General features: G+C 72.8%; 10 protein-coding genes and 2 pseudogenes. 8 read left to right on the top strand and 4 right to left on the bottom strand.

Going from position 1 to position 13,197, the window contains the following annotated elements; translation table 11 throughout:
• Nucleotides 1–185: 185 nt before the first annotated feature.
• From ACWZEH_RS34930 to ACWZEH_RS34920, 3 genes and pseudogenes are all read left to right on the top strand, one after another.
• Nucleotides 186–1,349: pseudogene (locus ACWZEH_RS34930) on the top strand (NF041680 family putative transposase); the annotation flags it as partial.
• Nucleotides 1,350–1,409: 60 nt separating this feature from the next.
• Nucleotides 1,410–1,886 (top strand): hypothetical protein, encoded by a 477-nt coding sequence (locus tag ACWZEH_RS34925; protein WP_456200239.1) that lies wholly within the window; start codon nucleotides 1,410–1,412, stop codon nucleotides 1,884–1,886.
• Nucleotides 1,887–1,931: 45 nt separating this feature from the next.
• Nucleotides 1,932–2,201: pseudogene (locus ACWZEH_RS34920) on the top strand (transposase); the annotation flags it as partial.
• 238 nt (nucleotides 2,202–2,439) lie between these two features.
• Here the strand turns inward: ACWZEH_RS34920 and ACWZEH_RS34915 are convergent.
• Nucleotides 2,440–2,808 (bottom strand): VOC family protein, encoded by a 369-nt coding sequence (locus ACWZEH_RS34915; RefSeq protein WP_456200237.1) that lies wholly within the window; start codon nucleotides 2,806–2,808, stop codon nucleotides 2,440–2,442.
• Nucleotides 2,809–2,843: 35 nt separating this feature from the next.
• On the bottom strand, nucleotides 2,844–3,617 hold the full coding sequence (locus ACWZEH_RS34910; RefSeq protein WP_456200236.1) for an oxidoreductase: 774 nt from the start codon (nucleotides 3,615–3,617) through the stop codon (nucleotides 2,844–2,846).
• Nucleotides 3,618–3,695: 78 nt separating this feature from the next.
• On the opposite strand from ACWZEH_RS34910, the gene ACWZEH_RS34905 reads away from it, so the two are divergent.
• Nucleotides 3,696–4,274, top strand: a complete 579-nt coding sequence (locus ACWZEH_RS34905) for a TetR/AcrR family transcriptional regulator (RefSeq protein ID WP_456200234.1) — start codon at nucleotides 3,696–3,698, stop codon at nucleotides 4,272–4,274.
• 858 nt (nucleotides 4,275–5,132) lie between these two features.
• Here ACWZEH_RS34905 and ACWZEH_RS34900 read toward each other — a convergent pair.
• Nucleotides 5,133–5,324, bottom strand: coding sequence for a hypothetical protein (locus tag ACWZEH_RS34900; protein ID WP_456200232.1), 192 nt, complete (start codon nucleotides 5,322–5,324; stop codon nucleotides 5,133–5,135).
• Between the two features lie 412 nt (nucleotides 5,325–5,736).
• Between ACWZEH_RS34900 and ACWZEH_RS34895 the strand changes: the two genes are divergently transcribed.
• Both ACWZEH_RS34895 and ACWZEH_RS34890 read left to right on the top strand, forming a co-directional pair.
• Entirely contained in the window at nucleotides 5,737–7,050 is a 1,314-nt protein-coding gene (locus tag ACWZEH_RS34895) for an aminotransferase class V-fold PLP-dependent enzyme (protein ID WP_456200348.1), read from the top strand.
• Nucleotides 7,051–7,283: 233 nt separating this feature from the next.
• Nucleotides 7,284–8,519: a helix-turn-helix domain-containing protein gene (locus tag ACWZEH_RS34890; protein WP_456200230.1), complete on the top strand. Its 1,236-nt coding sequence runs from the start codon at nucleotides 7,284–7,286 to the stop codon at nucleotides 8,517–8,519.
• Between the two features lie 696 nt (nucleotides 8,520–9,215).
• On the opposite strand, the gene ACWZEH_RS34885 is transcribed toward ACWZEH_RS34890, so the two are convergent.
• The gene (locus ACWZEH_RS34885) at nucleotides 9,216–11,882 is read right to left on the bottom strand and encodes an AMP-binding protein (protein WP_456200229.1); all 2,667 of its coding nucleotides are present in this window, start codon (nucleotides 11,880–11,882) and stop codon (nucleotides 9,216–9,218) included.
• A gap of 335 nt (nucleotides 11,883–12,217) precedes the next feature.
• On the opposite strand from ACWZEH_RS34885, the gene ACWZEH_RS34880 reads away from it, so the two are divergent.
• Both ACWZEH_RS34880 and ACWZEH_RS34875 read left to right on the top strand, forming a co-directional pair.
• On the top strand, nucleotides 12,218–12,682 hold the full coding sequence (locus tag ACWZEH_RS34880) for a nuclear transport factor 2 family protein (RefSeq protein WP_456200226.1): 465 nt from the start codon (nucleotides 12,218–12,220) through the stop codon (nucleotides 12,680–12,682).
• A gap of 39 nt (nucleotides 12,683–12,721) precedes the next feature.
• Complete coding sequence (locus ACWZEH_RS34875; protein ID WP_456200224.1) at nucleotides 12,722–13,105, top strand: hypothetical protein; 384 nt, start codon at nucleotides 12,722–12,724, stop codon at nucleotides 13,103–13,105.
• Nucleotides 13,106–13,197: the final 92 nt, after the last annotated feature.

Below are 13,197 nucleotides of genomic sequence, written 5' to 3'. Positions count from 1 at the left end.
CCAACACGCCACCACGTCTTCCGGCGACCACTCCTGCCGCACACCCGCCCATTCCGTCGCCCACCCTGGGATTCGCTCGTTCAGCCCAACGAGGCGCACGACGACGAGAAACGGGAGACCTGACCCACCGAAAGCTACCGGCGGGTTACCTGCTCCCTGGTGTCCGAGCTAGGACTACGGGGCCGGCTGCGGACGTCTCTCCATGGCTGCGGCCGGGCGCCAACACCTGCCCCGACCGGTCCTTCTGCCACACCTTTGGCCGGGGCGAGGGCAAGCACCAGATGGTGCCGGGCTGGCCGTACCCGATCGTGGCCGCGCTGGAGACCGGCCGCACGTCCTGGACGGCAGTGCTGGACGCGGTCCGGCTGGAGCCCGGCGCTGATGTCGCCGCGGTGACCGCGGTCCAGCTCCGCGAGCTGGTCGAGCGGCTCGTCGCCGCAGGCCAGTGGAAGCCGGGCGACCCGGAGGTCCTGGTCGTGCTGGACGCCGGATACGACGCACCCCGCATCGCCTACCTGCTCAGCGATCTGCCCGTCGAGATCCTCGGCCGGCTCCGCCCAGACCGTGTCATGCGACGGCCGACACCGCCGCGGGTCTACGACCCCAAGGGCGGCCGGCCGCCCAAGCACGGCGGAGAGTTCATCTTCGGCGACCGAGCCACCTGGGGCACCGAGCAGGCCATGACGGTCACGGACACCCGCCTCTACGGGAAGGCAAACGCCCAGGCGTGGGACCGGCTCCACCCGAGGCTGACCCGGCGCGCAGCCTGGCTCAACCACGACGCACCACTGCCCATCATCGAAGGCACCGTCATCCGCCTGGTCGTGGAGAAGCTGCCCAGCGGTGGGGTGAACAAGCCGGTCTGGCTGTGGTGGTCGGGCACCGGCGCCACCACGAACGACGTGGACCGCTGCTGGCAGTCCTTCCTCCGCCGCTTCGACCTGGAGCACACGTTCCGCCTGTTCAAGCAGACACTCGGGTGGACGAAACCCCAGGTTCGCAGTCCGGAGGCGGCCGACCGGTGGACATGGCTGGTGATCGCCGCCTATGCCCAGCTCCGGCTCGCCCGTCCGCTCACCGCAGACCTGCGGCGGCCCTGGGAGAAGCCGGCCGAACCGAACAGACTCACCCCCGCCCGCGTGCGGCGGGGGTTCAGGCACCTCCGTACGAAGACCGGCTCCCCAGCCGGTGTACCCAAACCGACGCGTCCCGGTCCCGGGCGGCCACCCGGCTCGAAGAACCGCGGCCCGGCCATTCGTCACGATGTGGGCCGGTTCCTCGCCACGGGCGAGGTCTATACTCGCCCGTCCCACCACAAGAGAGGGACTAAGCCTCGGCGAACTGCATAAAGCAGCAGCTCAGAGCGCAGGTGAGACGTCGGCAGGGCTTCTCCTCGCAGAATGAGCCACATGGCCGTAGACAAGGACACAGCGTTCACTCTGCCGCGAGGCGCCACGGGCTTCTTCCAGCCGAAGGACGGGCTGCTACCGGAAACCGACCAGCGGACGTTCCGGGCAGCGCTGTATGCAGCCGCCCGGGCGGCCAAAGGCCATGTGGGCGAGATAGAGGAACAGACGTACCCCCGTACGTTTCACACCGCGACGGTCATCGAGGGCACAGGCGAGTGCGTCATCCTGTGCCACGCCTACCACCCCTGGATCGCATTCGCGCAGGAACGCCGCGACTGGTACACCGAGGAGTTCCTCACACCGCCACCGTGGGCCCATACCTTTGCCGACCTGGGGTTTGTCGTGCTTGATCGCACGCAGCTCACTCTGCCGCTCTCGGACATCGACACCTCGGTCCTAACCCAGGGCGAGTGGCGGAAAGTTCACTTCTACGGCATCTCGACATTGGGCGGAGTGCTCTTCAACGCATGGGACTGACGTCCAAGCAAGACTCCGTGGTTGACGCTGAACGATAAAAGTCAAGCCAAGCGCATCCGCCGCGAGATGGGCCGGGCGCCCGGCGCGGTCGCCACCGTCATCGACTCCCAGTCCGTGAAGGCCGCGGAGACGGTCGGGAAGGACTCGCGCGGCTACGACGGCGCGAAGAAAATCAACGGCCGCAAGCGGCACCTGGTCGTGGACACCAAGGGCCTGCCGCTGTTCGTCATGGTCACCCCGGCCGACATGACCGACCGCGAGGCAGCGAAGGAAGTGCTGTTCCGGCAGCACTCGGAATCTTTGATCACCTGGGCCGCGATCACGCTGATGACCAGGCGGAGCACCCGACGGTCCTCCCGCAGAAGCGGACAATCCGCCTCTCGCGAGGCCAGCCGGGACTGATCGCTCTCAAGTTCACGCTCGGCAACTCCACCCTGACCGGCCCGGAATCCCAGCCGGAAGTCCACTCTCCCACGAACTCCCGTGATCCAAGATCGGTTCACCTGCCGGGCCTGCCCGGCCCCCGGCCGAAGTGCCGCTCAGGTCCGCAGAATCAAGCTGAGCGGAGACAGAATGGATGTCCGGCCGGGCTGGCGTACACCCGGGAGCCCTGCTGGGCGGAGGCGACGACATCGTCCGTCGGCCGCAGCCGTCGACCGCCGGCGTCAAGCACTCGCTTGTCCGCGCTCCCCACATCGTCCGTGGCGAGGTCGAAGTGCATCTGCTGGCAGGCCCCGTCGGGCCACTGTGGCGGCACATGCTTCGGAGCCTGCTGGATCACGATCACGGGGAAGCCGTCGACCTGCAGGAAGTGGTGCGTTGCCGTCCTCGTGATCGAGCCGCCGAGCAGCCGGTGCCAGAACGAGCTCTCGCTCTCCAGGTCTGCGGCGTCCACGATCAGTGACGTCAGGCTGAAGCTCATGGTGTCTCCCCTCGAAGTGCGTTTCACGGTGCGGCTCAGACCACCGGGATGATGCCGCCGTCGACACGGAACTGCGCACCGGTGAGCCATTTGGCGCGGCCGGAGGCAAGGAACGCGATCATCTCTGCGACGTCCTCGGGTTCGCCGGGCCGCCCCATCGGGACCTTCAGGTGGTCCACGATCTGCTGCTTGACGTCGTCGATACCCACACCCTGACTGTCGGCCATCTGCTGAAGATGGCCGACAGCCCCCTCGGTGACGACGAAGCCCGGCACCACGCACACCACGCGTACGCCGCGTCCTCCCACCGCCGTCGCCAGCTCGCGGCTGTAGGCGTTGAGCGCCGCCTTCGACGCGGCGTACGGCGCCTCGGCAGGCTGGGGAAGGTGGCTGGCGATGGAGGAGACGTGGACCACGACGCCGGAGCCACGCTCGACCATCTGGGGAACCAGGGCCCGGTCGAGCCGGACCGCGCCAAGCAGATTCGTCTCCAGGTCGGCGAGCCAGGACGCGTCGGACCGCTCCAGGGTCGGCACGGGTCCGGTCGCGGCTCCGGCGTTGTTGACCAGGACGTCGACGCCTCCGACGCTGTCCAGTACCCGTCGGCCGAGTTCCGCCGCTCCCTCCTCGGATCGCAGGTCGGCGGGGATGAAAGTGGCGGGCAGGTCTTCCGCGGGCGCTGTTCGCGATGCCGTCAGCACGGTGGCACCGGCTGCGGCGAAGCGACGAACCGTGGCCTTCCCGATTCCTCGGCTACCGCCGGTCACCAGCACGCGCAGGCCGGCAAGCCCTTCATCAACGATCGTCACGGCGAGCCCCTCCAGTAAAGTGAACCTAACTCCGTTTACTATACACAAGCGGAGTCGGACTCACTTTATGGAGGACCGTTGCCGTCACCACGTCCACTGCGCGCCGATGCCCGCCGCAACCGCGAAGCGCTCCTGACCGCAGCGCGCGAAGCATTCCTCACCAACGACACCGAGGACACCCACGTGGAGGAGATCGCCCGCCGGGCCGGCGTGGCCGTCGGCACGCTGTACCGCCACTTCGAAACGCGCGAGGCTCTCATCGCGGAGGTGTACCGCCAAGAGGTCACCGAGCTCTGCGCGGCTCCCGCCCGACTGCTCGCGCAACACGCTCCGGACGAAGCCCTGCACACCTTCCTGCTGCTGCTCGTGGAGCACGCGGCAGTGGGCAGAGGGATGGGGGAGGCGCTGGAGAGCATCATGGCGACCGACTCGCCGGCCTTCGATGACACGCGCAACGAGATGGAGCGCGCCCTGGACGAACTGCTCGCCGCGGGCGTTGCGGCCGGCCTCGTCCGCAGGGGGACCAGCGGACGCATCGTCCTGCGGGCCCTTGGCGGCATCTGCGGGCTGCGTGCCAACGGCTGGAAGGACGATGCGGTACACATCGCCACGCTCCTGTACGACGGGCTGCGCTACGGCGCAGCAGGCCACGGTTAACTTGACCGCAACACGTCTGAGCAGCGCCACCAGAGACGCTCAACGCAAGACACTCCGAAGATCGCACCATGGGGCCCGTAGACCACGCCACGCCAGGTTGAAGCCCTCCAGCTCACTGCCATCCCTCAAGCCGTTCGAGCAGTGTCATTGCTCACGCCAGTCCAACAAGCCGTTCGCCAACCGATCACAACCAGTCTTCTGTCATGTCGGCCTCAGGAACAGGCGCTCAGCCCAGGTCGGTCAGGCCGACCTGGGCTGAGTTGAGCTGACACGGCGGGGCGGGTGGGACGGGCGGCGGTCAGCCGTCGAGTCGCCGGCGCACCGCGGTCGCGCATCTGCGCAGACGCACGTGCGAGAGAGTCAGCGGGGCCGAGTGGACGGCCAGTGACGACTCGGTGAGCGAGGGAACGGCGGCCCCCGCCATCGGAGAGGGCGCGCGCGGCGCAGTACGTCCTCCCTCGCGATCCCGAGCAGGTCGTCGTGCGGGCGGGACGGGAATGCCGTGGCCATTCGTCACCTCCTGGGCCATCCGATGTCGTCGTCGGACGGCACGTCCCGGTTCGGCCCCCGAGGTACGCATCCGCTCCTGGGGGCAGCACGCCGTGCAGAAACCGGATGCTTCATGGACGACTCCCTGGCGGGGGCAGGACAGCGCGCAGGCGCTTCCGACGTATGGCGCTGGAAATCCTGGCCGGATCCGCTAAAGGGACGCTCGAGGAACACGTGAGAGCCGTGCGGACGCGTACACGCGGACGCGGATGCCGCCGCTCCCAAACGGCCGAAGCCCCCGTGACGGCCGGCGGCCGACGGGGGCGTACCGGTGGGCGGGGTCCGGTCGCCCGGCGGCCCGGCGGAGGCTCAGGCGATGCCCTCGGTGGCGGTGGTCCCGGGGGCGACGGGCCAGCCGATGTCGCCCCCGGTGGTGGCGGCGGTGGTCTTCGGGGGGACGGGCCAGCCGATGTCGCTCGCGGTGGCGACGCCGGCCGTGGAGAGGAGGGTGGCGGCGATGGCGGCGGCGACGGTCGTGACGGTGGCGGTGATGCGCTTCATGGCTGGCTCCTCGGTGTCAATTCCGTGTTCGGTGTATGGCAACTTCTTGCCAAGAAGATTGGCAAGGAGGTCTCGGGAATCACTCGGAAATCAGTTGATGGATGCTCGAGCAGGGCACCGAAGGCACTCCTCGGCGCGGGGCGAGGCACTCGTTTTGCCACCACGAAGGCCCTCTGAACAGTGAGGACGCGAAATCTTGGCAGAACGAGGAATGACTTGGCAACGCTAGGAAATCTCTGGGGGGCGCACCGAGGAGCGCCTTTGCCGCACCCGGTCCGCGGTCCTCGTCACTGGAGCGCCGCTGGAGCCGACATTGCCAACCCGCCCGCAATTCTGGCAATTTATTGTCAAGCAGGAGGCAATGAGTTGCCAGTAGTTGCCCGCTGATCGGGGGAGGTCGGAAGTGAACGCGATGCCTCACGGTGACCGTGGCCGAAGGGTCCACCTGGACAGCGCCGGCCTGGGCCGGATGACAGTCGCCACCCGCGCGGAACTCACCGAGTGGACACGGCACGAGGACCGCCACGGTCCGCACGAGGTGGACGAGCACGTCCACCACGTCGTGCGCCGCGAACTCGACGCGCGCCTGGCGGCCCTGCTGGGCACGCCGGCCGGCGACACCGTCCTGTCCACCGGCGCGGCCGACGCGTTCGCCACCCTGGTGCCGCGCCTCCCGCTCGGCCCGGGCGACCGGATCTGGACGACCCCCTACGAGGGCGTCGCCAACCTGACCGTGCTGTCCGCCCTGCGCGACCGGGCCCGTTGCCGGCTGGAGGTCGTACCGCTGTGCCCGGACGGCGACCTGGACCTGGAGTGGATGGCGGCGCACATCGACGACGACGTCGCCCTGGTGTCGGTGGCACACGTCCCGGCGGGCTGCGGCATCGTCGCTCCGGTGGAGGACATCGGCCGCATCCTAGCTCCGTACCGGTGCCTCTACGCCGTCGACGCCTCGTACGCCGTCGGCCAGCTCCCTGTGGACGCGGGACGCATCGGCTGCCAACTGCTCACCGGGGACGGCTGGCGGTTCCTGCGCGGCCCGGAGTCGGTCGGGTTCGCCTACGCGGCGCCCGAGTTGCGGCAGGCACTGGCCCCGTACGGCACGGCACCCCTGGTTCCGCCGGAGGGCGCGCGCGTCGTCGCGCTGAACGCCGCCCTGGCCGAGCAGGAGCAGGCCGTTCCCGCCGGGGACCTCGCCGCCGTCCTGCGTGCCGCCGTGGAGGAGACGCCCGGAGCCGAGCTGATCGCCCCCGGGCGGGTCCAGTCCGGCATCGTCACTTTCCGGCACGCCGAGGTGCCCGCCGGGCCGCTGCGCCGGGAGCTCGCCGCCCGTGGAGTCACCGCGGGCAAGACGGTCGCGCGGGAGACCCCGCTGTACCGGCCCGGGCACGCAGTCACCGCCGCCGTGCGCGTCTCCGTCCACCACGACAACTCGACGGAGGACGTCGCCCGGTTCGCAAAGGCGCTCCGGGACGTCCTGGCCGGGCACAGGCACCACACCGTGCCGACGGCCGTCCGGGCGGCGCCGCCCGCTCCTGTGGCGGCGGCGGGCGTCGGGGCGGTGGCGGCCCCGGTGGCGGCGGGCCTGCGCGCCGTGTCCGCCTTCCCGGCGGCCGAGGGGGGCGACGCGGACCCGGCGGTACGCGTCCCGCGTCCGCGGCGGCGTACGGCCGGGCGACGGCACCTGGCGCTGGTGTCCGGCCCCGCGTCGGACGGCACGGACTGAAGCCCTGCGGGTGAGAGACCGGGCCGCCGGCCGGGGCGCTCCGGCGGGCCGTGCGCCCTGCCGCTCGAGGAACGCACGAGAAACACGAGAGGTCCGCACGGGACGATGCCACGGCGCCTGGCAAAACATTGCCCGGCTGTTGCCCGGCGCCCTACGCTCGTCGCGGCTTCGGACGGCTCGCTCCTTCTGCCTCGTGGCCACCCCCCACCCGCCTGCCCTCAGGAATTGGTCACATGCTGCAGCAGCCGGCTTTCGGCCGACGTCTCCGGAAACTGCGCCAGGCCCGCGGGCTGTCCCAGACCGCGCTGGCGGGTGACGGCATGTCCACCGGATACCTCTCCCGGCTGGAGTCCGGCGCCCGCCAGCCCACCGAACGGGCCGTCGCCTACCTCGCCGGACGGCTCGGCCTGGAAGCGGCGGACTTCGAGGAACCCGCGGGCGGTTCGCTCGCCCACGCGCTCACCCTGGCCGCCTCCACCGGCTCCGACGCGGCGATCGAAACCCTCCGCGAGGCCCTCGCCGCCGAGGGGCACGAGACGCCGGTGCTGCGCTGGCAGGCACTGTGGCACCTGGCCCGGCAGCGGCGCGTCCAGGGCGACCACACCGGTGAACGGGAGTACCTGGAGGAGCTGGTACGGCTCGGTGACCAGGTCGGGCTGACCGCGCTGCGGGTGCGCGGGCTGACCCGGTACGCCCGTTGCCTGCGCTCGCTCGGCGAGATCACCGACGCCCGCGACGCCGCGACGACCGCCCACCGTCTCGCCCAGGAGGACGAGCTGGAGGCGGACGACCGTGCGGCGGTGCTGCTCGCCCTGGTCTCCGTGGAGGCCGAGGCGGGCCGGATGCCCGACGCCCGGGCCCACGCGGACGAGCTGGTCGCGCTGGTCCTGGGCCGGTCGGACGCGGTGTGGGCCGAGGCGATGTGGACCGCGGCGGCGGTACTGGTCCGGCAGGGCGACTATGCCACCGCGCAGGCCCGTCTGGAGGAGGCGCTGGAGAAGTTCGACAGCGGTGAGGACCTCGTGCTCTGGCTCAGGCTCAGGACCGCGACGGGCCGGCTGCACCTCCAGAAGCGGCCCCCGGACCCCGAGGCCGCCGAACGGTGCGCCACGCAGGCGGAGTCGGCGCTCGCCTTCGTCGGGACGCCCGGCCTGCGCCAGGAGCTGACCGCGCTCAAGGCCGACCTCGCCTTCCTCACCGCCCGGTACGACGACGCCCGCGTGCTGCTCGGTGAACTCGCCCAGGCGCAGCCCATGATGACCTACCGGGACCGGATGCGGCTGGACATCCTGCGCCACCAGCTGCGCATCCGCTCCGGCGACGACAGCGGCGTCCAGGGCCTGCGCGCCCTGGCCGAACAGGCCCAGGCCGACGCCAACATCGACCTGGCCGCGGACATCTGGCGCATCCTCGCCGAGTCCCTGGTCGAGTCCACCGGAGAGCGGGGCACGGCCGCGTCCGGGGCCTGACCACCCGGTCGGCCACGGGCCGGGCCCGGTGTGCGGCCGGCCCCGCCCGCTTTCCCGCCCGCGCGTCGGCCGCCGTCCGGGCCGTCCGCCGTCCGGGCGGAGCCGCCGCCGGCGCGGGGAGCACGGGCGGACAGCCGCGCACCCGACGCGTGCCGGTGCTCGCCGGACGCCGGAGGCCGGACGTCCCGTGCCGGGCGCCGCCCCACCGACGGGATCGCCGGGATCCGGTGCGACGTAAGGGTCCGCCTTCCGCCGCGCCCGGTTGTGGCGGCGTACGCCCGGCGGCGGTTCGCGCGCGAGGGCCGATGTCCCGTCCAGGTTCCGCGGGTCGCCCGCCCGCCGGCGCGGGGACGGGCGGGCCACGGGCGGCGCGCGGCCGGTGGCGGGGTGGTCCGCACGGGGGGCGGGGCCGGGGGCGAGAACACGGGGCGGTTGCTGGTGACGTTCATGGGGTCCTCCGGAAGGTCGTCTTCGGTGCGTCTTGGGTGGTCGCGTCGGCGGGTGCTCGGTGCGTGCCGGGGTGGTGGGACGTCTGGGGGGTGTTTCGAAAGTCCCGCACAGCACCCACGGCGCCCGGCACGCACTCTCGCCGCACCGGCCGAAACCCCGAGTGCGTCCAGTACGAGAGCTTTCGTCCGGCACGCCGAGAGCACGCACCGGACACCGCGGGCACCGCACAGGACTTTCGAAACACCCCTAGAACAGGTCACCGAGGTCGTCGTCGAGGGGGCTGTGGAGGTGGTCGAGGCAGGGCTCGTAGGTGTCCTCGCCGTGGGTCTCGTACCAGCCCTCGGGGACGGCGGCCGTCGCCGGCCACAGGGCGCGGTGGCCGGTCGCGTCGGCGAGGACGACGAAGGTGGCGTGCTCGTCGGCGAACGGGTCGTCGTGGGCCGGACCGTCCAGCACCCGCAGGCTGCCGTCCTCGTCGAGGCGGGCGGCGCGGCCGGTGCGCCACATGCGGGCGGTGCCGCCGTCCGGGCCGCCGAACGGGTCGGGCAGGAACCGTTCGCCGTCGGCCCCGGGCTTTCCGGCGTACCCCTGGGCCACGCCCGCGCCCGCGATGTACAGGGACCCGGTCTCTCCCTGGCCCACCGGACGCAGCAGGGAGTCGAGGAGGTAGGCCCGGTAGCTGGGGGCGGGCCGGGGCGGGGAGCCGGGCACCTGCTCGACGACCAGCCTGCCCTCGGCCCAGCCGCCGCTCACGCTCAGCCCGGCGCCCTCGGCCCGGGCGAGCGCCAACAGCGCGCACAGCACGTCGTCGGAGCCGCCCAGCACCATCCGGGCGCCCCGCCGGCGCAGCCAGCCCAGCACCTCGTGCGGCACGTCCCGGGTGAGCGAGCCGTCCGGGACATGGACGCGCGCGCCGCACACCAGGGCGCTCAGCAGCCCGATCGCCGCGTCCCCGTCCGGGTAGCCGCGCACCAGCCAGGCCGTGTCCGCCGGTGCGGCCCCGGCCGCCGCGGCGACGGCCTCGCCGCCCACCGCGACCGTGCCGTCCTCGCCGGGCACCAGCAGCAGCGGGGCGCCGGGGCACGGCGGCCGGAGCCGGTCGGCGTCCGTCACCGGCCAGTGTCCGGCCGGTGGCAGCGGGCCGGCGGTCTCCTCGCGCACCAGCCGGGCCGCGCCGGGCACGGCGGGCAGCAGCAGGTCCGCGGTCTCGTCGAGCAGCAGCACCGCGGGGTGCGGTGCCTCGGCGAGGTCCAGCGCCGGGTCGACGGGCAGCAGCGCGGCTCCCGTCTTCACCACGGCCAGCGCGGCCACCGCGAACCCGGCCGGTGAGGACAGGGCGGTGAGCACGCAGGCGCCGGGGCCTGCCCGGTGCTCCAGGAGCGCGTGCGCCAGCAGGTCGGAGCGGGCGTCGAGTTCGGCGTAGTCGAGGCCGGGCAGGGCGAGCGCCCCGGGAGCCCGCGCCACCTGCGCCGCGAACAGCGAGGCCACGTCCCCCTCGGCGGGCGGCGCGTCCGCACCCGCGCACGCCCAGATCCCCGTACCCGGCCGGGTGTCCGGGCGGGCGGCGGCGACGGTGGGCGTGGACGGAGCGGACGGAGCGGGCAGTGCGGGACGGAGCGCGGGTGCGGCTGCGCCGTCCGGGTGCGGCGGCAGGGTGTCCGGTGCCGTCCGCGCGGACGGGATCGCGCCCTCCGGCAGACGGGCCGGCCGGCGGGTTTGCGGGACGGTGTCCGGGCCGGCGGCGCGGCCCGCTGCCGCCGGGGTGTTGGCGCAGCCGGCCGCCTCGACGACGGGTGCCGCGTAGACGCCGGTGAGCGGGCCCGCGGGAACCTGCTCGGGGTCGAGCAGGACGAGGTCCAGGAGGTCGGGGCGCTCGCCCCAGGTGGGCACGGCGCGGTACCCGAGGCGCTCGGCGGCCCGGCACAGCGCCTCCGGGGCGGGGGCGGGCGCGTCCTGCGGAGCCAGGTCGATGCTCTCCAGAGGGTCGAAGAGGGACTGCATGGCCGCGTACTCGTCGTGCACCCGGCGGTTGGGTACGGCGGCCAGGCGCAGCACGGCGGGGCGCCGGGTGCGCAGGTGGTCGACGAGCCCGGCGGCGGTGGTGATCTCCTCGCCCCAGCGGGCGCGGGGCGCGGTGGCGAGGTCGGCGGCGGGTTCGGCGGTAGAGAGGACCGCGTCGTAGCGGTAGCGGGTCAGTTCGTTGTGCTGGACGCCGCGCTTGACGCGTACGTCGACCGCGCGCACCGCGGGCAGGTCCCGGGCGAGGGCGTCGAACAGGGCGGGAGAGAGCAGCAGCTCGGCCTCCAGGGCGACCTCGCGGTCGACGCGGCGGCGCAGTGCCTCCCGGTCGCCCCGGGCGGCACCCGGCCGGGCCAGCGCGGTGCCGGTCCGGAAGCAGTGGGCGAGGTCGAGGTTGCGCAGGTCGCCGAGGAACAGCGAGCCGCCCGGGGCGAGCAGCGGCAGCAGGCGCTCGACGAGGGTGCGCAGGTGAGCGAGGTCCGGGACGTACTGGACCACCGAGTCGACGACGATCGTGTCGAAGTGCCCGGCGGGCAGCCCGTGGGTGTCCTCGGCGCCGCGGCACTCGAGCCGGACCTTCTCCCCCAGCACCGGGTCGGCCTCCACCCGCGCGGTGAGCGCGGCGACGGCGGCGGGGGAGGAGGCGGTGGCCCAGTACTCCCGGACCTCCTCGTCGCGGGCGAGGCGGGTCAGCAGCGTCCCGGTGCCGGCACCGATCTGCAGGACCCGGCGGCGCGGCAGCCCGCGGATCCGGCCGAGGGTGGCGTCCCGCCACTCCCGCAGGTGCGCCGGCGGGAGCGGCAGGGCGTCGTAACTGCTGATCCCGCCGGTCGGGCCGTCGCCCGGCACGGCGGCGAGGGCGCCCTGCTGCTCGTTGAGGCCGGAGTCGAACATCAGTAACCCGCTCCTTAGGACGGCGCCTTCCGGCTGGGCCCGGCTTGGCAAAACGTTGCCTGAAGGTTGGCAAAGACGTCTTGAGGTGATGTCTCGCACCGGTCGAAGGGCAGTGGATCCGCTGGTGGCACGGGTTGGTCCGGCGCCCGGACGAGATGTGTCCGGTTGCCAGGGCGGCGTCGGCGTCCCCTCGCGGCGGGAGCCTTGAGGAGTATTCGAAGGATGCTCGATCCGAGCCTCAGAAACTGTCCGCACCGAGTTCGGCTTCCTTGGGGCGAGGCCGGGCCACCCCCGGCGTCGCCCCAGGGACACGGACGGAAGCGGAGGCTGAGATCATGACCGTCGAGCTGGTGGACACCACCGTCGAACGCACGCTCCAGAGCCGGACGTTCGCCGCCCTGTACGCGGAGGCGCAGGAGTTCTACGCGCACCAGATGCGGATCCTGGACGCGCACGACGCCGAGCGCTGGGCGCTCACCTTCACCGAGGACGCCGTCCTCGAACTGCCGCCCCTCCCCGAGCCCGTGCGCGCCCTCGACGGGCTCGCCCGCTACGTACGGTCCGGCGCGGAACGGCAGCTGCGGGCCGGCGGCCGCCTCGACCACTGGGTCGGCATGCTGGACGTACAGCCCCAGCCGGACGGAACACTGCACACCCGCTGCTCGGCCCTGGTGTACGTGACGCCGGGCGGGGGCAGCCCCAAGGGGCTGCGCGTGTGCGTCATGGAGGACGTCCTGGTCCGCACCGCAGGCGAGTGGCGCGTCGCGCACCGCCGGGTGACCCGCGACGACCTGGCCTGAACCCTCGACCGAGAGCAGCCGGACGCACAGGAGGCAGCCATGCCGGAGCTACGTCCCATCCCGGTACCGCACGCGCGCGACGACAAGACGACCGCCTCCCGGGCCTGGGCCGAGGCGCTCGCGATGACCCGCGGGGACGCGGACCGTCCCGGCCGCGCCCACCGCTCCCAGGGTGAACTGGTGGCCGCCGCGCTGTCGGCGCACCGCACGCTGTCGCGGGAGTTCGGACGGAGCGTGCCGGTCACTGCCCTCGGGCCGGGCGGCGCCCCGCGAGGACTCGCCGCCTTCGTCGCCGTGTACGCCGTCCAGCAGGCGCGGGAGCAGAGGGACCAACGGGCGCGGCAGGAGCAGGAGCGGTCGGGGCGGCGGGACTGGGGCAGGCGGGTACGGCGGGACGAGCGCGGTCTGGGAGAGGCAGCCTGACGCGGGCGCCCTGGACGACGCGTCTCGCCCACACGGAGCGGGCCCCGGTGCTGCGACCGCAGCACCGGGGCCCGCTCACGACGTGCGCCTGA

This window comes from Streptomyces yamdrokensis (genome assembly GCF_053890455.1).
The sequence above is the reverse complement of the archived record's forward strand: the minus strand, read 5'-3'. Positions and strand labels throughout refer to the sequence as shown.